General features: G+C 65.8%; 18 protein-coding genes. All 18 read left to right on the forward strand.

Annotated elements, in window-relative coordinates:
- Positions 1–37: 37 nt before the first annotated feature.
- The 18 genes from aroC (at position 38) to fmt (ending at position 20,257) form a co-directional block, all read left to right on the forward strand.
- On the forward strand, positions 38–1,261 hold the full coding sequence (aroC, locus tag JOE66_RS09010) for a chorismate synthase (RefSeq protein WP_205108696.1): 1,224 nt from the start codon (positions 38–40) through the stop codon (positions 1,259–1,261).
- Positions 1,258–1,842, forward strand: coding sequence for a shikimate kinase (locus JOE66_RS09015; protein WP_205108698.1), 585 nt, complete (start codon positions 1,258–1,260; stop codon positions 1,840–1,842). Before aroC ends, JOE66_RS09015 begins: the two co-directional genes overlap by 4 nt.
- Complete coding sequence (gene aroB / locus JOE66_RS09020; protein WP_205108700.1) at positions 1,839–2,921, forward strand: 3-dehydroquinate synthase; 1,083 nt, start codon at positions 1,839–1,841, stop codon at positions 2,919–2,921. The genes JOE66_RS09015 and aroB overlap by 4 nt, the downstream gene beginning before the upstream one ends.
- Before the next feature lie 148 nt (positions 2,922–3,069).
- Positions 3,070–3,639 carry an elongation factor P gene (gene efp / locus JOE66_RS09025; RefSeq protein ID WP_205108702.1) on the forward strand — a complete coding sequence of 190 codons (570 nt, stop codon included), beginning with the start codon at positions 3,070–3,072 and terminating at the stop codon, positions 3,637–3,639.
- A gap of 9 nt (positions 3,640–3,648) precedes the next feature.
- Complete coding sequence (nusB, locus tag JOE66_RS09030) at positions 3,649–4,071, forward strand: transcription antitermination factor NusB (protein ID WP_205108704.1); 423 nt, start codon at positions 3,649–3,651, stop codon at positions 4,069–4,071.
- Between the two features lie 101 nt (positions 4,072–4,172).
- Complete coding sequence (gene pyrR / locus JOE66_RS09035; protein ID WP_205108706.1) at positions 4,173–4,712, forward strand: bifunctional pyr operon transcriptional regulator/uracil phosphoribosyltransferase PyrR; 540 nt, start codon at positions 4,173–4,175, stop codon at positions 4,710–4,712.
- Positions 4,709–5,665 (forward strand): aspartate carbamoyltransferase catalytic subunit, encoded by a 957-nt coding sequence (locus tag JOE66_RS09040; protein ID WP_205108708.1) that lies wholly within the window; start codon positions 4,709–4,711, stop codon positions 5,663–5,665. The genes pyrR and JOE66_RS09040 overlap by 4 nt, the downstream gene beginning before the upstream one ends.
- The gene (locus JOE66_RS09045; RefSeq protein ID WP_205108710.1) at positions 5,662–7,041 is read left to right on the forward strand and encodes a dihydroorotase; all 1,380 of its coding nucleotides are present in this window, start codon (positions 5,662–5,664) and stop codon (positions 7,039–7,041) included. Before JOE66_RS09040 ends, JOE66_RS09045 begins: the two co-directional genes overlap by 4 nt.
- Positions 7,034–7,825 carry a PH-like domain-containing protein gene (locus tag JOE66_RS09050; RefSeq protein ID WP_205108712.1) on the forward strand — a complete coding sequence of 264 codons (792 nt, stop codon included), beginning with the start codon at positions 7,034–7,036 and terminating at the stop codon, positions 7,823–7,825. Before JOE66_RS09045 ends, JOE66_RS09050 begins: the two co-directional genes overlap by 8 nt.
- Positions 7,822–8,982: a glutamine-hydrolyzing carbamoyl-phosphate synthase small subunit gene (carA, locus tag JOE66_RS09055; protein WP_205108714.1), complete on the forward strand. Its 1,161-nt coding sequence runs from the start codon at positions 7,822–7,824 to the stop codon at positions 8,980–8,982. The genes JOE66_RS09050 and carA overlap by 4 nt, the downstream gene beginning before the upstream one ends.
- Positions 8,982–12,326 carry a carbamoyl-phosphate synthase large subunit gene (carB, locus tag JOE66_RS09060; protein ID WP_205108716.1) on the forward strand — a complete coding sequence of 1,115 codons (3,345 nt, stop codon included), beginning with the start codon at positions 8,982–8,984 and terminating at the stop codon, positions 12,324–12,326. Before carA ends, carB begins: the two co-directional genes overlap by 1 nt.
- An 8-nt stretch (positions 12,327–12,334) precedes the next feature.
- The gene (gene pyrF / locus JOE66_RS09065) at positions 12,335–13,270 is read left to right on the forward strand and encodes an orotidine-5'-phosphate decarboxylase (protein ID WP_205111801.1); all 936 of its coding nucleotides are present in this window, start codon (positions 12,335–12,337) and stop codon (positions 13,268–13,270) included.
- The gene (gene gmk / locus JOE66_RS09070; RefSeq protein ID WP_307827128.1) at positions 13,267–14,226 is read left to right on the forward strand and encodes a guanylate kinase; all 960 of its coding nucleotides are present in this window, start codon (positions 13,267–13,269) and stop codon (positions 14,224–14,226) included. The genes pyrF and gmk overlap by 4 nt, the downstream gene beginning before the upstream one ends.
- An 86-nt stretch (positions 14,227–14,312) precedes the next feature.
- Positions 14,313–14,579 (forward strand): DNA-directed RNA polymerase subunit omega, encoded by a 267-nt coding sequence (rpoZ, locus tag JOE66_RS09075; RefSeq protein WP_205108719.1) that lies wholly within the window; start codon positions 14,313–14,315, stop codon positions 14,577–14,579.
- Positions 14,580–14,731: 152 nt separating this feature from the next.
- Positions 14,732–16,021 (forward strand): bifunctional phosphopantothenoylcysteine decarboxylase/phosphopantothenate synthase, encoded by a 1,290-nt coding sequence (locus JOE66_RS09080; RefSeq protein WP_205108721.1) that lies wholly within the window; start codon positions 14,732–14,734, stop codon positions 16,019–16,021.
- Positions 16,018–17,211, forward strand: a complete 1,194-nt coding sequence (metK, locus tag JOE66_RS09085; RefSeq protein ID WP_205108722.1) for a methionine adenosyltransferase — start codon at positions 16,018–16,020, stop codon at positions 17,209–17,211. Before JOE66_RS09080 ends, metK begins: the two co-directional genes overlap by 4 nt.
- Positions 17,208–19,289 carry a primosomal protein N' family DNA-binding protein gene (locus JOE66_RS09090; RefSeq protein WP_307827129.1) on the forward strand — a complete coding sequence of 694 codons (2,082 nt, stop codon included), beginning with the start codon at positions 17,208–17,210 and terminating at the stop codon, positions 19,287–19,289. The genes metK and JOE66_RS09090 overlap by 4 nt, the downstream gene beginning before the upstream one ends.
- Positions 19,286–20,257: a methionyl-tRNA formyltransferase gene (gene fmt / locus JOE66_RS09095; RefSeq protein WP_205108723.1), complete on the forward strand. Its 972-nt coding sequence runs from the start codon at positions 19,286–19,288 to the stop codon at positions 20,255–20,257. Before JOE66_RS09090 ends, fmt begins: the two co-directional genes overlap by 4 nt.
- Positions 20,258–20,262: the final 5 nt, after the last annotated feature.

A 20,262-nucleotide genomic window follows, 5' to 3' on the forward strand; every position in this document is an offset into this window, starting at 1 on the left:
GCATTCGAACGCCGCAGACTGTGGGAGGATTTTACTCATGCTTCGTTGGCTCACTGCCGGAGAATCGCACGGGCCTGAACTCATTGCCGTCATTGAGGGCCTCCCGTCGGGCATCCCGGTCTCCCTGGAAAATATTCGTACCGATCTGGCGCGCCGCAAACTCGGCTACGGTCGGGGCGCGCGCATGAAATTCGAGCAGGACGAGGTTTCGATCTCGGGCGGCGTCGTACATGGCTTCACACTCGGCAGCCCGATCGCCATTCGAATCGGAAACACGGAGTGGCCCAAGTGGGTCGATGTCATGAGCTCCGAGCCGATCGAGAACTACGTGCCGAGCGCTGGCAGGGGAGCCCCGCTCACGCGCCCCCGGCCCGGACACGCCGACCTCGTCGGAATGCAGAAGTACGGCTTCGACGAGGCCCGACCCATTCTCGAGCGCGCGAGTGCCCGAGAGACCGCGGCCCGGGTCGCCCTCGGCGCTGTCGTGCGCAATTTTCTCGCTGAACTCGGTATCACCCTTGTGAGCCACACCCTGTCGATCGGCCCTGTGCGCGTGCCAGAAGGCTCCGCATTGCCCACCCCGGGCGATGTCGATCGCCTCGACGCCGACCCGCTGAGGTGCTTCGACCCAGCGACGTCGAACCGCATGGTCGCCGAAGTCGACGAGGCGCAGAAAGACGGCGACACGCTCGGCGGCGTGGTCGAGGTGCTGGCGTACGGACTCCCGCCCGGACTCGGTTCGCACGTGCACTGGGACAGGCGGCTCGATTCGCAGCTCGCCGCAGCGCTCATGGGCATCCAGGCGATCAAGGGCGTCGAAGTCGGAGACGGTTTTCTCACGACGACCAGGCGGGGTTCGCAGGCACACGACGAACTCATCGCCGGTGACGACGTGATCTCCCGCCTGAGCGACAAAGCCGGGGGCACGGAGGGCGGAATGAGCACGGGCACTGTGCTGCGCGTCCGCGCTGGAATGAAGCCGATCGCGACGATCCCTCACGCCCTGCGTACTGTCGATGTCGCAACCGGCGATGCAGCGGCTGCGCATCACCAGCGCTCCGATGTGTGCGCCGTCCCCGCAGCGGGAGTGGTCGCCGAAGCGATGGTCGCCCTCGTGCTGGCAAACGCCGTGCAGGAGAAGTTCGGCGGGGACTCGGTTACAGAGACGAAACGCAACCTCGATTCGTACCTGGCTGCGATCCCGGCCGCGTTACGCACCGGCTCAGTGAGCATCGACGATCCGACTGACTCTCTCGCGTGACCATCGTCATCATCGGCCCACCGGCGGCCGGCAAGACCCGGATCGGCCGCCGAGTTGCGAAGCTGCTCGACATGACGTTCACCGACACTGACAAGCAGATCGCGGCCGCCAACGGCCCCATTCCGGCGATCTTCGAGAGCCTCGGGGAGCCCGCCTTCCGTGCGCTCGAGCGGGCAGAGGTCGTCACCGCGCTTGCCGGCGGCGGCATCGTCTCGTTCGGTGGCGGCGCTGTGCTGAATGAGGCCACCCAGCGCGACCTCGACGGCTGCCTCGTCGTCCTTTTCACCGCGTCGGTCGAGGCAGTGCAGAAGCGCCTGGGCAATTCCCGGCGTCCGCTGGTGCCCGACATCGAATCGTGGCAACGACTGGTGGATGCCCGGCACGAGCTCTACGAAAGCCTCGCCGATTTCACGATCGACACCTCGCATCGCAAGGCCGACGACATCGCCGACGATGTCGCGACGTGGATCACCGAGCAGTTCGACGCACAGCAGTTCGAAAAACAGCAGTTCGAAAAACAGCAGTTCGATGCTGAACGGCCGGGCCCGAAACCGGGCCAGGCACAAGGGAGAGTTTCATGACCGCCGAGAGCCCCACGATCATCCATGTCGGTGGCGACAACGCGTACGACGTCATCGTCGGGCGCGGGGTGCTCGACCGGATCGGTGCGTCGCTTGCACCCGGAGTGCGCAAAGTGCTCCTCGTGCACGCGCCGCCACTTTCGGACTGGGCCTCGGCCTTGCGCGACGAGCTGAAGGGCGACTACGAGGTTCTGCTGGCCGAGGTTCCTGACGGTGAGGGAGCCAAACGGATCGAGGTCGCCTCGTTCCTCTGGCAGATTCTCGGTCAGGCAGACTTCACTCGGTCAGACGCGATCGTGGCCTTCGGTGGCGGCTCGACGACCGACCTCGCCGGGTTCGTGGCCGCAACCTGGCTGCGCGGTGTTCAGCTCATCCAGGCACCGACCACTCTGCTCGGGATGGTCGATGCCGCGATCGGCGGGAAGACGGGGATCAACACGGCCGAGGGCAAGAATCTCGTGGGTGCCTTCTACGCACCGAGCACCGTCATCGCTGACCTCGACACGTTGGTCAGTCTGCCGCGCAACGATCTTCTCGCCGGGTTCGCCGAGGTTGTCAAGGCCGGGTTCATCGCGGAACCGGAGATCCTCGACATCATCGAGGCCGATGTCGAAGCAGCGACCGATCCCACCACCCCACAGTTCCGACGCCTGGTCGAGCTCTCGATCGGCCTCAAGGCCAGGGTCGTCGGCGAGGACTTCAAGGAGGCGGGACTCCGCGAGATCCTGAACTACGGGCACACCCTGGGCCACGCCATCGAGCACACCGAGCGCTACCAGTGGAGGCACGGAGCGGCGGTGTCGGTCGGCATGGTCTTCGCCGCGGAACTCGGCAGGCTCACCGGGAGCCTTTCGGATGCCGCGGTCGACCGTCACCGCAGCATCCTCGAGTCCCTGACCCTGCCGACAACGTACCCGGTCGGCCGCTGGAAGACCCTGCTCGCCGCCATGCAACGCGACAAGAAGGCCAGGGGGAGCATGCTCAGGTTCATCGTTCTCGACGACATCGGCAAGCCCACCGTGCTCGCCGGCCCCGAGACCTCGCTGCTCTTCGCGGCCTACCAGGAGATCGGCTCGTAGCACCTGGCATTCGAGCCCATCGACTTTCCCGATGGTGCAGCAAATTCGCCTTTGTGCTGCACCTTCGGGAAAGTCGATCTGCTTTCAACTACACTCGTATGTCGGGCCGCAACCGGCCCCCGCTTTTTCTCAAATGAATGGAACACCCTTGGCTTCGACAAGTGACATCAGCAACGGCGTAGTGATGAAGATCGACGGGCAGCTCTGGGCTGTCATCGAATTCCAGCACGTCAAACCGGGCAAGGGCGGGGCATTCGTTCGCACCAAGATCAAGAACGTCGTCTCGGGCAAGGTCGTCGACCGCACCTTCAACGCCGGGGCGAAGATCGAGACGGCCAACGTCGACCGCCGCGACTACCAGTACCTCTACAACGACGGCCAGGACTTCGTGTTCATGGACACCGACACCTTCGAACAGCTCACCGTGACGGACGCCGTCGTCGGCGACGCAGCCAAGTTCATGCTCGAGAACCAGATGGCCACCATCGCGCTGCACGAAGACGCCCCGTTGTACGTCGAACTGCCCGCCTCTGTCATCCTCGAGATCACCTACACCGAGCCCGGCCTCCAGGGTGACCGCTCGACCGGCGGCACCAAGCCGGCGACGGTCGAGACCGGCCACGAGATCCAGGTTCCCCTGTTCCTCGAGCAGGGCACCAAGGTCAAGGTCGACACCCGCACGGGCGACTATCTCGGCCGCGTCAGCGACAAGGGCTGATTCAGAGCCGTGAGCGCACGCACAAAAGCACGCAAGCGAGCCCTCGACGTTCTGTACGCGGCGGATGTCCGGCAGATCTCGATCAACGAATCCCTTGCAGCCGAGGCAGCCAGGGCGCTGACCGAACCAGCACGTGAGGCGTCGTGGGAATACGCCAGGGAGATCGTCGACGGCGTCGTCTCGCACGGCTACGAGATCGACGAACTGATCGAGACGTACGCGAAGGGCTGGACCCTCGGCCGCATGCCGCACGTCGACCGGGCACTTCTCCGAATCGGCATCTGGGAGGTCCTCTACAACGACGATGTACCTGACAACGTGGCCATCGCCGAGGCCGTCGAGGCAGCCCAGTCGATGTCGACGGATGCCTCCGCTCCCTTCATCAACGGAATCCTCGCCAAGATCGCCCAGACCAAGGGCGTCGCGCACTGAAGCGTGTCTCCCACCTCGGTCACCCTCGTCGGGTGGGGTAGAGTTGGGGGCATTGGACAACCTTTAACTTCCGCCCTGTGAGGCGGGGAAGGGAGTCGGGAATGGCACGCGTCGTGTTGTCTCAGGCTGATATCACCCGGGCGTTGACTCGGATCTCCCACGAGATCCTCGAGTCCAACCGGGGTGCAGACGGTCTGGTGATTCTCGGAGTACCGACGCGCGGGGTGTTTCTTGCGCGGCGCATTGCAGCGATCATCCAGCGCATCGAACCCGGCGCACCGGCGTCGATGGTCGGAGCACTCGACGCCACGATGTACCGCGACGATCTCTCGCGGAACGTCACCCGCACGCCCTCTCCGACGCAGATCCCTGCCGGGGGAGTCGACGGCAAGACCGTCGTGCTCGTGGATGATGTTCTCTATTCCGGCCGCACGATCAGGGCCGCACTCGATGCGCTGAACGACATCGGGCGCCCACGAATCGTGCGCCTCGCCGTTCTCGTCGACCGCGGCCATCGCGAACTGCCGATCAGGGCCGACTTCGTCGGCAAGAACCTGCCGACCTCCACAGACGAGCGCATCAACGTGCGGCTCAGCGAAGTCGACGAGGTCGAAGAAGTCAGCATCGAGGCGGCCCGATGAAACATCTCCTGTCGACCAGGAACCTCAGCAGGGATGAGGCGATCCAGATTCTCGACGTGGCCGAAGACATGGCTGACGTCTCGAACCGCGAGGTCAAGAAGCTCCCCACTCTGCGGGGCAAGACCGTCGTCAACCTGTTCTTCGAAGACTCAACCCGCACGAGGATCTCATTCGAAGCGGCCGCGAAGAGGTTGAGCGCCGACGTGATCAACTTCAGCGCGAAGGGCTCGAGCGTCTCGAAGGGCGAAAGCCTGAAGGACACCGCCCAGACGCTCGCTGCGATGGGCGCAGACGGTGTCGTCATCCGCCACCACTCCTCTGGCGCGCCCCAGGTGCTGGCCGAGAGCAACTGGATCGACGCGCCCGTCATCAATGCGGGCGACGGCACCCACGAGCATCCGACCCAGGCGCTGCTCGACGCCTTCACGATGCGTCGGCGGCTCTTCGGGGCGGCCAGCCGCGGCCGGGACCTGCACGGCGTGAGCGTGGTGATCGTCGGCGACATTCTGCACTCGCGGGTAGCGCGCTCGAATCTCTGGTTGCTGCAGACCCTCGGCGCACATGTCACCTTCGTGGCCCCGGCCACCCTGGTGCCGTTCGGTGTCGAGACCTGGCCGGCTACGGTGAGCTACGACCTCGACCGGGTACTGCGGGAAACCCAGCCCGACGTGGTCATGATGCTGCGAATTCAGAGCGAGCGCATGAATGCGGCGTACTTTCCCAACGCCCGTGAGTACTCCCGCGAGTGGGGCCTCGACGATGTGCGGTTCAGCCGGCTTCGCGCGGATACGATTGTGATGCACCCCGGCCCGATGAACCGGGGGCTGGAGATCTCGGCCGCTGCCGCCGACTCGGCGCAGTCGACCGTGCTCGAACAGGTCACCAACGGTGTCTCGATCCGTATGGCGGTGCTGTATCTCCTACTTTCCGGCGAACGAGAGGCCCAGTCGTGAGCGACTCACCTTCCAGCACAGACAGACTCGCGAGCCTGAGTTACCTCGTCTCCGGTGCCACGCTGCCCACGGGCGAACGCGCCGATCTCCTCGTGCAGGGCGGTCGCCTGAGGGCAGTCGGCCGCTCGCTCGACGCGCACGGCGCAACAGTGATCGACGCCGACGGGCTTCTTGCCCTGCCCGGCCTGGTCGACCTGCACACGCACCTGCGCGAGCCCGGTTTCGAACAGAGCGAAACGGTGCTCACTGGCACTCGTGCGGCCGCAGCCGGCGGGTTCACCAGCGTCTTCGCGATGGCGAACACGCTGCCGGTGTCTGACACCGCTGGCGTGGTCGAGCAGGTACAGGCGCTGGGGGATGACGCCGGCTTCGCCACCGTGCGCCCGATCGGTGCCGTCACGGTCGGCCTTGCGGGTGAACGGCTGAGCGAGATCGGCGCCATGGCGCACTCCCGCGCCCGTGTGCGGGTCTTCTCCGATGACGGCAAGTGCGTTCACGACTCGCTGCTCATGCGCCGGGCCCTCGAGTACGTGAAGACCTTCGACGGGGTCGTCGCCCAGCACTCGCAAGACCCACGGCTCACCGAGAACTCCCAGATGAACGAAGGCGCGCTCTCGAGCGAGCTCGGGCTGAAGGGCTGGCCGGCCGTCGCCGAGGAGTCGATCATCGCGCGCGACGTGCTACTGGCCGAGCACGTCGGAGCCCGCCTGCACGTCTGCCATGTCTCGACAGCCGGCTCGGTGGAGGTGATCCGCTGGGCGAAATCCCGCGGCATCGCCGTCACGGCCGAGGCTACGCCGCACCACCTGCTGCTCACCGAAGACCTCATCCGTTCGTACGACGCCCGGTACAAAGTGAACCCACCTCTGCGACGCGACGACGACGTGCATGCGCTTCGCGCCGGGCTCGCCGACGGCACGATCGACATCATCGCCACCGACCACGCGCCTCACCCTGCCGAATCGAAGGAATCCGAGTGGGACGCCGCGTCGTTCGGCATGGTCGGCCTCGAGTCGGCACTCTCGGTCGCCCAGACGGCGCTCGTCGAAACCGGCCTCCTCACCTGGGCCGACATTGCCCGTGTGCTGTCGCAGACACCGGCCGAGATCGGTCGGCTTGCCGACCACTCGCACGCCTTCGAAGTCGGCTCCTCGGCCAACTTCACCCTCCACGACCCGAGCAGCAGCAGCGTCTTCGGTCTCGACCGGCTCGCCGGCAAGAGCACCAACTCGCCCTTTCTCGGCATGACCCTCTCCGGACGGGTCGAATACACCTTCCATCACGGCTACCCGACCGTCTTCGGCGGCACCGTGCTCGACAGCGCTGAGGTCGCGGCAAGCGCCGCAGCGTGGAAAACAGGAAGCACTCATGGATAGAATCGGCCCCGCACTCATCGTCCTGGCGATCCTGATCGTCATCTACGCCGCCATGGCGCTCGGCTGGAGGGCCCGCAAGCGCCGACAGGCCGCCTTCACTGCGCAGTCCGAAACGCCGAAGGATGCTGGTAACCTCCTGCTCGAGGTGCCGATGCTCTACGTGGCGACCACGCCGGCGAACAAGCCCCTCGAACGCCTCACCATCAAGGGCCTCGCCTTTCGCGGGCGAGGAACGTTCATCGTGTGGCAACACGGCGTCACACTCTCCGTCAACGGGGAACCCGACGTCTTCGTGCCCGTGGCCGACATCCGTTCGATCGGAACATCGACCTACACGATCGATCGTGTCGTCGAATCCGGTGGACTGGTCCGGCTCGACTGGACCTCGGCTCTCGACGGCGACGACGAGGCTCGGCTGAACGCCGCAACCGCCGGGGCGAACCGCGCCGAACGCAACGCCGCCATCGCCCGCGCCATCTCGACCGCACACGACACCGCGGAGGCCGCTGCGGCGGTCGCCGCTGCCACCGAGGAGTTCGACCACGCACACCCCCGGCCGCGCGCGGGTGATCGAGGCGCGGCCCAGACGGGTCACCGCAGCTCGACGGCGACGATCGTCGCCCACAGCACCGCCGACGTCGAGTCGTACGTGCGGATTCTCGACCAGGCCGACAGCACCCGCGTTCTCGAGGCGGTCGACGGAATCGTCGCAGCCTTCACCCGAACAACACAGCCCAACACCCCACCCCCCGCAACCCCGACGCAGGAAGGGACTCTCGCGTGATCGCCGCAGAGCCCGCAGTTTTTGTTCTCGAAGACGGCAATCGGTACGTGGGGCGCGCCTATGGCGCCCGCGGCCGCACCATCGGCGAAGCGGTCTTCGCCACCGGAATGACCGGGTACCAGGAGACGCTGACCGATCCTTCGTACGCCGGCCAGATCGTCATGATGACGGCACCGCACATCGGCAACACCGGCACCAACGACGAAGACCTCGAGTCCAGCCGCATCTGGGTCTCGGGATTCGTCGTGCGCGACCCTTCGCGAGTCGTATCCAACTTCCGTGCGACCCGCAGCCTCGACGACGACCTCGTCCGCGATGAAGTGGTGGGAATCAGCGGCATCGACACCCGGGCCGTGACGCGGCACATCCGGTCATCCGGTGCCATGCGCGCGGGCATCTTCTCGGGCCCCGACTTCGAACTGTCACCGGATGCCCAGCTCGAGCTGGTTCGCGCCGGCGCCGAAATGGCGGGCCAGAACCTCTCGAAGGTCGTCTCGACACCCGAGCCGTACACGGTCGCTGCCGTCGGCGAACGTGTCGGATCCGTCGTGGTTCTCGACCTCGGCGTCAAGAAGTCGACTCTCAACTATCTCGCCGACCGCGGCTTCGACGTGGAGGTGCTGCCGGAGTCCTCGACCTCGGCGGAGATCCTCGCGCTCGACCCCTCGGCACTCTTCTACTCGAACGGCCCCGGCGACCCCGAGGCGTCTGAGGGGCATGTGCAGGTGCTCCGCGATGTGCTGCACGCGGGGCTGCCGTACTTCGGTATCTGCTTCGGCAACCAGTTGCTCGGCCGCGCGCTCGGTTTCGGCACCTACAAGCTGCCGTTCGGCCACCGCGGCATCAACCAGCCCGTGCTCGACCGAACGACGGGCCGCGTGGAGATCACCAGCCAGAACCACGGCTTCGCTGTCGATGCCCCGCGCGAGGGCGTCATCGAGTCGCCAGAAGGGTTCGGCCTCGTCGAGGTGAGCCACGTGAGCCTGAACGATGACGTGGTCGAGGGCATCCGGTGCCTCGAGATCAACGCCTTCTCTGTGCAGTACCACCCGGAGGCGGCCGCCGGGCCGCACGACTCGATGTACCTCTTCGACCGATTCAGAGACATGGTCCTGAGCTCCAACCTCCCGCACGCCAACTCCCAGGAAAGCAAGTAATGCCCAAGAGAGAAGACATCAAGAGCGTCCTGGTCATCGGCTCCGGCCCGATCGTGATCGGCCAGGCCTGCGAGTTCGACTATTCGGGTACCCAGGCGTGCCGCGTGCTGCGTGAAGAGGGCGTTCGCGTCATCCTGGTGAACTCGAACCCGGCCACGATCATGACCGACCCCGATTTCGCCGACGCCACCTACGTCGAACCCATCACCTGGCGGGTCATTGAGAGCATCATCGCCAAGGAGAAGCCCGACGCGATCCTGCCGACCCTCGGCGGCCAGACCGCGCTCAATGCGGCAATCGACCTGCACAACCACGGCATTCTCGAGAAGTACAACGTCGAGCTGATCGGCGCGAACTTCGAGGCCATCAACAAGGGTGAAGACCGCCAGATCTTCAAGGAGCTGGTGCTCGAGTGTGGCGCAGACGTCGCTCGCTCCTTCATCGCCCACACCGTTGAAGAAGCCGTCGAGTACGCCGCAGACCTCGGCTACCCGCTCGTGGTGCGCCCCTCCTTCACTATGGGCGGCCTCGGCTCCGGGTTCGCGTACACCGAGACCGAGCTTCGCCGCATCGTGGGCGACGGCCTGCATCAGAGCCCCACCACCGAGGTACTGCTCGAAGAGAGCATTCTCGGCTGGAAGGAGTATGAGCTCGAGCTCATGCGCGACACGGCCGACAACACGGTGGTCGTGTGCTCGATCGAGAACGTCGACCCGGTCGGTGTGCACACCGGCGACTCCATCACCGTGGCGCCCGCGCTCACGCTGACCGACCGTGAGTACCAGAACCTCCGCAACATCGGCATCGACATCATCCGCGCGGTCGGTGTCGACACCGGCGGGTGCAACATCCAGTTCGCGATCGACCCGGCGAACGGCCGGGTGATCGTGATCGAGATGAACCCGAGAGTCTCCCGGTCATCCGCCCTCGCCTCGAAGGCCACCGGGTTCCCCATCGCGAAGATCGCCGCGAAGCTCGCCATCGGGTACCGCCTCGACGAGATCCCGAACGACATCACCAAGGTGACCCCTGCCTCGTTCGAGCCGACGCTCGACTACGTGGTCGTGAAGGTGCCCCGGTTCGCATTCGAGAAGTTCCCCGCGGCGGATGCCACGCTGACGACAACCATGAAGTCAGTGGGCGAGGCGATGGCGATCGGGCGAAACTACAGCACCGCCCTGCAGAAGGCCCTGCGTTCGCTCGAGAAGCGCGGCTCCTCGTTCCACTGGGACGGCGAGCCCGGCAACAAGGACGAACTTCTGGCGATCGCCGCAGTGCCCACCGACGGCCGCATCGTCACCGTGCAGCAGGCGCTCCGCGCAGGCGCGACCATCGACGAGGTCTTCGAGTCGACCAAGATCGACCCCTGGTTCATCGACCAGATCGTGCTGATCAACGAGGTGGCGGATGCTGTTGCCGCCGCTCCTCTGACCGATGAGCACATTCTCCGCCACGCCAAAGACCACGGTTTCTCCGACATTCAGATCGCGGCCCTCCGCGGCACCACCGAAGAGGAGATCCGCCAGATCCGGTACGGGCTCGACGTACGCCCGGTCTACAAGACCGTCGACACCTGCGCGGGGGAGTTCCCGGCGCTCACCCCGTACCACTATTCGAGCTACGACCTCGAGACCGAGGTCATGCCGAGCGACCGCCGCAAGGTCGTCATTCTGGGCTCCGGCCCGAACCGCATCGGGCAGGGTGTCGAGTTCGACTACTCCTGCGTGCACGCCTCCTTCGCGCTGAGCGATGCCGGCTACGAGACCATCATGATCAACTGCAACCCCGAGACGGTCTCGACCGACTACGACACGAGTGACCGGCTGTACTTCGAGCCCCTGACGCTCGAAGACGTGCTTGAGGTCATCCACGCCGAGAGCCAGAGCGGCGACCTCGTCGGTGTCGTGGTGCAACTCGGTGGCCAGACCGCGCTCGGGCTCGCGAAAGGGCTGAAGGCCGCAGGCGTGCCGATTCTCGGAACGACACCGGAGGCGATCGACCTCGCCGAAGAGCGCGGGCTCTTTGCGGGCATCCTCGATGCAGCCGGCCTGCTCGCACCGAAGAACGGCACGGCGACCGACTACAAGACCGCCGTCGTCGTCGCCGAGGAGATCGGCTACCCCGTTCTGGTTCGCCCCTCGTACGTACTCGGCGGCCGAGGCATGGAGATCGTCTACGACAGTCCCTCCCTCGAGGACTACTTCGAGCGGGTCGCCGGCCAGGGGATCGTCGGGCCGACACATCCGCTGCTCGTGGACCGCTTTCTCGACGACGCGATCGAGATCGACGTCGACGCGCTCTACGACGGCGTCGACCTCTACATCGGCGGCATCATGGAGCACATCGAGGAGGCCGGAATCCACTCCGGCGACTCGAGTTGCACGCTGCCGCCCGTGACGCTCGGGCAGGATGTCATCGCCCGGGTCAAGAAGGCAACGCTGGGTATCGCCGAGGGCGTCGGCGTGCGCGGGCTGCTGAACGTACAGTTCGCCGTGGGGGCCGGAATCCTCTACGTGCTCGAAGCGAACCCCCGGGCATCCAGAACCGTGCCGTTCGTCTCGAAGGCGCTCGGCATACCGCTGGCCAAGGCCGCCTCACGAATCATGGTCGGCGACACCATCGCCGAACTGGTGGCCGAGGGTATGCTGCCGAAGCTCGACGGCTCGATCGTTCCCTTCGATGCGCCGGTCTCAGTGAAGGAGGCCGTGCTGCCGTTCAAGCGGTTCCGCACCAAGGAGGGAATGGTCGTCGACTCGGTACTGGGGCCGGAGATGCGCTCGACGGGCGAGGTCATGGGCATCGACCGCGACTTCCCGCGGGCGTTTGCGAAGAGCCAGGAGGCCGCCTACGGAGGGCTTCCGCAGTCGGGCGCCGTGTTCGTGTCGGTCTCTGACCGCGACAAACGCGCCATCGTGCTGCCGGTGCTCAGGCTGTCACAACTCGGCTTCGAGATCCTTGCGACGGTCGGTACGGCCGAGGTGCTGAACCGCAACGGCATCCGCACTCGCATCGTGCGCAAGTACAGCCAGGGCGCCTCGCGCACGAACGAACCGAACATCGTCGACCTGATCAACCGCAACGAGGTCGACATCGTGATCAACACGCCGTCGGGCCGCTCGGCGCGTGCTGACGGGTACGAGATCCGGGCAGCGGCCGTGGCAGCGGACAAGCCGCTCTTCACGACGATCGCGCAGCTCGGTGCTGCCGTCGCCTCGTTCGACGGCATTCGCGACGGCTTCACCGTGACCAGCCTGCAGGAGTACGCGTGGGAGCGGTCTGAGGCACTCGAGCGAGCTGAAGAGGCGGCCGCGGCAGAGCTGCTGCTCGAAGAACTCGAGGCGTAGGGGTGGTGATGGTTGGCACCCGGGTGACGCCCTTCGGCGAACGGCTGGCCGAGGCCTTCCGCGAACGTGGGCAGCTCTGCGTGGGCATCGACCCGCACGACTACCTGTTGCGCGAGTGGAACCTGCCGCTGAGTGCCGCTGGAGTGCGCGAATTCGGCCTCCGGGTGGTGAATGCTGCGGCAGGGGCTGTGGGCATCGTCAAGCCGCAGGTGGCCTTCTTCGAGCTGTTCGGCTCGGCCGGTTATTCGGCCCTCGAAGACGTTTTCTCGGCTGCCCGCGCCGCCGGTCTGATCGTGATCGCCGATGCGAAGCGGGGCGACATCGGAACCAGCGCAGAGGCCTACGGTCGGGCATGGTTGCAAGCGGGGTCGCCGCTCGAGGCCGACGCCGTGACCATGACGGCCTACGCCGGAGTCGGCTCCCTCCAACCGGTCTTCGATCTCGCCGAAACGGCAGGCAAGGGTGTCTTCGTGCTGAGTGCGACCTCGAACCCCGAGTCGTTCCAGCTCCAGACGGCGAGGGCCTCTGGCACGGACGGCGACAGTTCGGTGGCCGGGCTCGTGGCCAACGAGGTCTCTGCGCACAATGCATCAGCGCGTGCCCAGGTACTCGCGCACGGCAGTGCCGACACCTCGGCCGAACCCACCCCCGACACCGCCGCGCTCGGTAACATCGGACTTGTGTTGGGTGCGACGAAGAACCTCAGTGACTATGGCATCGATACAGCGCGCCTCGCCCTCGTACCGGCCACCCCTGTGCTCGCCCCGGGATTCGGCTTTCAGGGCGCGCTCTTCAGCAGCGTGCGCTCGGTCTTCGGCCACCTGACGCCCGGTACGGTTGTTGCCGTGTCGAGGTCGGTACTGGCCGCAGGGCCGAAGCAGCTCGAGCAGAGCATCCGGCAGCAGTCTGACGAACTCGCAGAAGCATTGGTGGCCAGCGCGTGACGACATCGGATTCCTCCCGGGAACCAGGGTCAGGCACCCCTCCCCGCCACACCACACCTCCCGACGTCGACCGGGTCGCCGCCTCGAGGGCCGCCGTCGCTGCCCGTCGTGCGCGCGCTGCAGTGAAGTCCGCTATCGTCTCCGGGGCCCGCACGGCGATGGATGTCGTGCAGACGGGGCTCGACGAACCGGGTTCCGCTGAGGCAGGGCTGCGCGTACGCGAGCTTCTGCGGTGCATCCCCGGGCTCGGCCCTGTCAGGGCAGACAAGGTTCTCGACACCCTCGCGATCTCTCCCTCAAAACGTCTCGGCGGCCTCGGCAAGCACCAGCGTGTGAAGCTCGTCGAGTACGTGGGCAAGCGCACCCAGCCGCCCTCAGCACCGCGCAGTTCACCTGCAGACCAACGCTCGCGCCTGGTCGTTCTCGCCGGGCCGACCGCGGTCGGCAAGGGCACGGTGTCGACCTACATTCGCGAGAACTACCCCGAGGTCAAGCTGTCTGTGTCTGCGACGACGCGCGCGCCTCGGCCAGGAGAAGTCCACGGCGTCAGTTACTACTTCGTCTCTGACGAGGAATTCGACAGGATGATCGCTGCCGACGAGTTTCTCGAATGGGCGACCGTTCACAACCAGTCGCGCTACGGTACGCCACGCGGGCCCGTGAATGAAGCCCTCGAAGGCGGGCGCAGTGTGCTGCTCGAGATCGACATCCAGGGCGCGCGCCAGGTACGAAAGACCGCACCCGATGCAGTGCTCGTCTTTCTGCTGCCACCGACGTGGGAGGAGCTCGTGCGCCGCCTGGTCGGTCGGGGCACCGAGTCGGCCGAAGAACAGGGGCGGCGCCTCGACACCGCGAAAGTCGAACTGGCGGCGCAGGATGAGTTCGATTTCCGTGTCGTGAACACCAAGGTCGACGATGCGGCGCGCGAGGTCGTAGACTTAATGAATATTTCCTAGGCCCTCCGTGGCCTTCTGCACGTTCTGAAGGCCCGTCACCCACCGTCATTCGGGGGTGTGCCTTCTCATCATCAAGGAGCATTTCCATGCCAGCCAAGCCACTCGGCATCATTGACCCGCCCATCGACGAGCTGCTTTCGAAGGTCGACTCGAAGTACGCCCTGGTCATCTTCGCTTCCAAGCGTGCCCGCCAGATCAACGACTACTACGCAGACCTGCACGAAGGCAGCCTGTTCGACAACGTGGGCCCTCTGGTCGACTCCGGCATCGACGACAAGCCGCTCTCGATCGCCCTTCACGAGATCAACGAAGACAAGCTCACGGTGAAGGCCAACGCGCCCATCGCCGACTGAATATACGGCTGCGCCGGTCCCTGCCCGGCGCAGCAATCGGCGGGAGTCGCACGACGGAATTCAGCGTGTGCGACTGACAGCCATCTCGACGGCTCACTCTCGGCGCGGTTGCAGGGCTCATCCGTGAGGTGCAGATCTGACAGGGTAGAGCTATGAACATCGTCGTCGGAATCACCGGGGGTATTGCTGCCTACAAGGCGGTCGGCGTCATCCGGAGCTTCGTGCTTGCAGGGCATTCCGTGCAGGTCATTGCGACCGAACATGCCCTTCGTTTCGTCGGTAAGCCCACCCTCGAGGCGATTTCTCGCAACACGGTCCATACCGACCTGTATGAGGGCGTGTCTGAGGTTCGGCACGTGGCGATCGGCCAGGCAGCTGACCTCATCGTCATCGCCCCGACCACAGCCAACACCGCGGCCAAACTCGCCGCAGGCATTGCGGATGATCTGCTCGGCAACACCGTGCTCGCCACCACTGCTCCCATCCTCCTGGCGCCGGCGATGCACACCGAGATGTGGCAGAACGCCGCCACCGTGAGCAATGTGGCAACGCTTCGGGCGCGCGGCTTCCGCTTCGTCGGCCCGACAAGCGGCCAACTCACCGGAACGGACTCCGGCGTCGGCCGGATGGCAGAACCCGACGACATCGTTGCTGCCGCGTTCGGCATCCTCGCTTCCCTCGAACCGGGAGAACCTCAGCCGGGACAACCGCAACCGAGTGGATCGAAACCGGGTGAACCGGATCGCGACCTCGAGGGGCTGCGGGTCCTGATCTCCGCAGGTGGCACGCGCGAGCCGCTCGATCCTGTGCGGTTCATCGGCAACCGCTCCAGCGGCAAGCAGGGTGTTGCCCTGGCCGAGGCAGCGGTGGCGCGGGGAGCAGAGGTGACATTCGTCGGAGCTCATCTCGAGATCGAGCCTCCCCGGGGTGCGACGATCCATTCCGTCGAGACGGCAGAGGAGCTTCGCGTCGAGATGATCGCCCTTCTTCCAGAGGCCGACCTGGTGATCATGGCAGCGGCCGTCGCCGACTACCGGCCTCGCACCGTGTCAGAGGGCAAGATCAAGAAGGACGTCACGGGCGACGTGCTCACACTCGAGCTCGTGAAGAACCCAGACATCCTTGCGGAGCTTGCGGCCTCAAAGGCCGAACACCAGGTGGTGGTGGGCTTCGCTGCCGAAACGGCACGGACGCAGGAAGAACTCCTAAGCCTTGGCCGGGCCAAGGTCGCCCGCAAGCGGTGCGACTACCTCGTCCTCAACACAGTGGGGTGGACCGAGGGCTTTGCCACAGACGGCAACACGATCATGGTGCTCGATCGTGACGGGCATAGAGTGATCGAGGCCGAGGGCACAAAGCTCTCCGTGGCACACAGCATCCTCACCGCGGTGAGCACACGTACTCCATCAGAAATCGCCGTAGAACCACCAGGAGCCCCATGACGAACCTTCGCCTCTTCACCTCAGAATCGGTAACCGAAGGCCACCCCGACAAGATCTGCGACCAGATCTCCGACAGCATTCTCGATGCTCTACTCGAAGTCGATCCCTCCAGCCGGGTCGCCGTGGAGACACTGGTCACCACCGGTCTGGTGCACGTGGCCGGCGAGGTCACCACGAAGGGCTATGTCGACATTCCGACTATCGTGCGCGACCGCGTGCGTTCGATCGGCTACACCTCCTCAGACATCGGGTTCGACGGCAGTAGTTGCGGGGTCTCGGTGTCGATCGGCGCGCAGTCTCCCGACATAGCGCAGGGTGTCGACAATGCGTGGGAGACCAGGCAGGGCCACGACTCCGATCCCCTCGACCGCCAGGGTGCGGGTGACCAGGGCATCATGTTCGGGTTCGCCACCACCGAGACCCCCCAGTTCATGCCGCTGCCGATCTGGCTGGCCCACCGCCTGTCAGAGCGACTCGCCGAAGTGCGAAAGAGCGGCCAGCTCGACTACCTGCGGCCTGACGGCAAGACCCAGGTCACCATCGGCTACGAGGGGCTTTCGCCCCGCACAGTTGAAACGGTCGTCCTCTCGACCCAGCACACGCCGAGCGTCTCCACCGCCCAGCTCCAGGCCGACGTGGCCGAACTCGTCATCGGCCCGGTGCTGGCCGACGCACCACTGGATTCTGGCTCGGTGCGACTCCTGATCAACCCGACCGGCCGCTTCGAGATCGGCGGGCCCCAGGGTGACGCCGGTGTGACGGGTCGCAAGATCATCGTCGACACCTATGGGGGAGCGAGCAGGCATGGCGGCGGTGCCTTCAGCGGAAAAGACCCGTCGAAGGTCGACCGTTCGGCGGCGTATGCCATGCGGTGGGTCGCGAAGAACGCGGTGGCGGCAGGCCTGGCCGACAAGCTCGAAGTCCAGATCGCCTATGCGATCGGCAAGTCGGCTCCCATTGGGCTGTACGTGGAGACGTTCGGGACTGGTCATCTCCCCGACGACGACATCATCAACGCCATCCGTGAAGTCTTCGATCTGCGCCCGGCCGCGATCATCGCCGACCTCGACCTGCTCCGGCCCATCTACGCCCAGACGGCCACCTATGGTCACTTCGGCCGCGAACTGCCGGACTTCACGTGGGAGCGTCTTGACCGGGTCGAAGCCCTTCAGGGCGCAGCCCGGTTGTGACCGGCGCCGGGGGTGCCGACCGGTCCCCGGGCGACATCGCCCCGGTACTGGTCGCCCGGGTGATGCTCGAATCGCTCCTCCCACAACTCGACCGTCTGTTCGACTACCGGATTCCGGATCACCTCGTGGGCCTGGCCGTGCCCGGTGTTCGCGTGAAGGTTCCGCTGCGATCAGCAGGGCGAGTGTCACGGGGATATGTGATCGAGGTCACCAGCGATGCCGGCTACTCCGGATCGTTGAGTGAGGTCGACGAAGTCATCTCGCCAGTGCCGGTGCTGACCACAGAGGTCTGGGCGCTGGCCCGTCGGGTGGCCGACCGTGCCGCAGGCAACGCAAGTGATGTCGTGCGCCTCGCCGTCCCACCGCGGCAGGTGCGAGTCGAAAAGGCGTGGCAGCTGCGGCAGGCCGTGGTCGCCCCGCCGGATTCTGAAAGCACTGATTCTGAAAACACGATCGCGCCCGAGACACTCACACCGCCGCAGATCACAGGGTACGGGCCTGGGGCCGTCGAAGCAGCACTCGAACGACGGGCACGATTCGCACTGGCCGCCGTTCCCACGGTCACTCAGACGAGCGCGGGCGACTGGGTCGGCCAGTGGGCCACGACGATGGCGGCGATGGCGGTCTTCACGCTCGGGCTCGGCCGATCATCCATTCTCGTCGTGCCCGACTATCGCGACCAGGATCAGCTCGAAGCCGCACTTCAGGGCCTGGTTTCCGTGGGCCTTCTCGCAGTCGAATCGATCGCCAGAGTGGATGCCCGGCAGTCCAACTCCGAACGGTACGCGCATTTTCTCTCCTGCCTTGAAGAGCGGCCGAAGATCATCGTGGGCAACCGCTCTGCGATCTATGCCCCGGCCCACTCACTCGGGCTGATCGCGCTCTGGGACGAGGCCGACCCACTGCACAATGAGCCGCTGAGCCCGTACGTCGCTTCGCGCGATGTCGCCCTGGTCAGGCAGCAGCAGAGCGGCGCGGCCCTGGCGTTCGTCTCGCACTCGCGGAGTACCTTCGTGGAACGGCTCGTCGAACTCGATTTTGTCGAAGAGATTGCGCAGAACCCGCGGTTTCTGCCTCACGTCGTACCGACATCGTCGCAGGCCTCCACTGACCGCTTCGCACAGTACGCCCGCATTCCCACGTCCGCATGGAACACCGCGCGAAAAGCACTCGAGACCGGGCCAGTACTGGTTCAGGTGGCGAGGCCGGGGTACGCCCCGGTGCTGGCCTGCAGCAGTTGCGCCAAGCCTGCGCACTGCCAGGTGTGCGAGGGGCCCCTGCAGGCCGCGAGCCGGAACGCCAGGCCTTCGTGCGGTTGGTGTGGCGCCATTGCGGCCCAGTGGTCATGCCAGTACTGCGAGGGCACCAGCTTCCGGCTGGTGGGCAATGGCAGCTCCCGAACGGCCGAAGACCTCGGCAAGGCCTTCCCGAAGACCCGGGTCATCGTGTCAGACGGCACACGATCGCTCACCGATGTGCCTGCCGCACCTGCGCTCGTCGTGGCCACCCGCGGCGCCGAGCCCGTCGCAGCCGGCGGGTACCACGCCGTCTTGTTGCTCGACGGCGAACGGATGCTCGCCCGCGAGTCGCTCACGGTTGCCGAAGAGTGCCTGCGGTGGTGGTCGAACGCCATCGCCCTGGCCGCCCCTCGCGCACCGGCCATCATCGTGGGGGTCGGCGGCGAGCTCGCGCGAACGCTGGTGACGTGGCAGCAGGGCAGGTTCGCCGCGTCAGAACTCGCCGACCGACGCACGCTTCGTTTTCCTCCAGCCATTCGTCTGGCAACCGTGCGGGGCACTCCGGAATCCGTTGCATCCGCTGTGAAAGAACTACACGATTCGGTGCAGGGCGAAGATAGCGCGAAGATAGATGTGCTCGGCCCGGTGCCCGACGAAGGCGATTTTGTGCGTTCCATCGTGCGATTCGACTATTCGGTCGGCGCCACAGTCGCCACCACTCTGCGTGCAGCGGTGATCAAGAATGCAGCAAACCGGCGAAAACCGGCTGGCAGACCCGCGAACTACCGCACGCCACCCACCCTCAGGGTTCGATTCGATGACACGGAGATCCTCGATTGAGAATTGTCTTCGCCGGTACGCCAGCCGTCGCAGAACCGACGCTGGTGGCCCTCGCGGCCGCCCATGACGTGGTTGCGGTCATCACGCGACTCGACGCCCCGATCGGTCGCAAGCGCGTGCTGACTCCGTCTCCCGTGGCGGAGCGTGCGGCTGCGCTCGACCTCCCCGTGATCAAGGCCAACACGCTCGACGCAGCTGTCACCGACCAGGTTGCTTCGCTTCACCCAGACCTCGGTGTGATCGTTGCCTATGGCGGTTTCGTGCGCGAACCACTGTTGGGAACCCCTCGTCTCGGCTGGATCAACCTGCACTTCTCGCTGCTGCCGCGCTGGCGCGGAGCCGCACCGGTGCAGCGCGCCGTGATCGCCGGTGACGAGGTGACCGGTGCCTCCGTCTTCCAACTCGTTCCTGCGATGGACGCCGGTGACGTGTTCGCCACGCTCACCACCACGGTGGGAGCACACCAGACGTCTGGCCACCTTCTGGATTCGCTGGCGCACACCGGTGCCGGCCTCGTGCTGCAGGTGGTCGCAGCCCTGGCCGGGGGAACAGCGGCGGCTCGGCCCCAGGTGGGCGAGGTCACCCTCGCACCCAAGCTCTCTCTCGACGATGCCCGGCTCGACTGGAGCAGGCCACTGGCCGAGGTCTATCGGCGCCTGCGCGGGGTCACCCCCGAACCGGGAGCGTTCACCGTCGTGAACGGCCAGCGGCTCAAGATTCTGGAGGCGGAACCCGCTCACGATGTACCGTCGATTCCCCCGGGCCGAATCCGGCTCGCGTCGGGCTCGGTTGTCGTCGGCACCGCCGATGTGCCGCTCCGACTGCTCCGGGTGCACCCGGCCGGCAAGAAGGGAATGCCCGCAATCGACTGGTGGAGAGGCGTTGTACCAAGCGCACAGAACAACGGGCAGGCGAGCAGCCTCGACAGCGGCGGCACCACCCAACAAGAGGAATTGACAGCAGAATGAGAGGG

The organism is Subtercola frigoramans, assembly GCF_016907385.1.
Taxonomy (GTDB): domain Bacteria; phylum Actinomycetota; class Actinomycetes; order Actinomycetales; family Microbacteriaceae; genus Subtercola; species Subtercola frigoramans.

Bases quoted from the DNA above. Each gene is read 5' to 3' on its own strand.
- aroC (WP_205108696.1), top strand. From the start codon at position 38: ATGCTTCGTTGGCTCACTGCCGGAGAATCGCACGGGCCTGAACTCATT.
- aroB (WP_205108700.1), top strand. From the start codon at position 1,839: ATGACCGCCGAGAGCCCCACGATCATCCATGTCGGTGGCGACAACGCG.
- pyrR (WP_205108706.1), top strand. From the start codon at position 4,173: ATGGCACGCGTCGTGTTGTCTCAGGCTGATATCACCCGGGCGTTGACT.
- JOE66_RS09040 (WP_205108708.1), top strand. From the start codon at position 4,709: ATGAAACATCTCCTGTCGACCAGGAACCTCAGCAGGGATGAGGCGATC.
- JOE66_RS09050 (WP_205108712.1), top strand. From the start codon at position 7,034: ATGGATAGAATCGGCCCCGCACTCATCGTCCTGGCGATCCTGATCGTC.
- carB (WP_205108716.1), top strand. From the start codon at position 8,982: ATGCCCAAGAGAGAAGACATCAAGAGCGTCCTGGTCATCGGCTCCGGC.
- pyrF (WP_205111801.1), top strand. From the start codon at position 12,335: ATGGTTGGCACCCGGGTGACGCCCTTCGGCGAACGGCTGGCCGAGGCC.
- rpoZ (WP_205108719.1), top strand. From the start codon at position 14,313: ATGCCAGCCAAGCCACTCGGCATCATTGACCCGCCCATCGACGAGCTG.
- JOE66_RS09080 (WP_205108721.1), top strand. From the start codon at position 14,732: ATGAACATCGTCGTCGGAATCACCGGGGGTATTGCTGCCTACAAGGCG.
- metK (WP_205108722.1), top strand. From the start codon at position 16,018: ATGACGAACCTTCGCCTCTTCACCTCAGAATCGGTAACCGAAGGCCAC.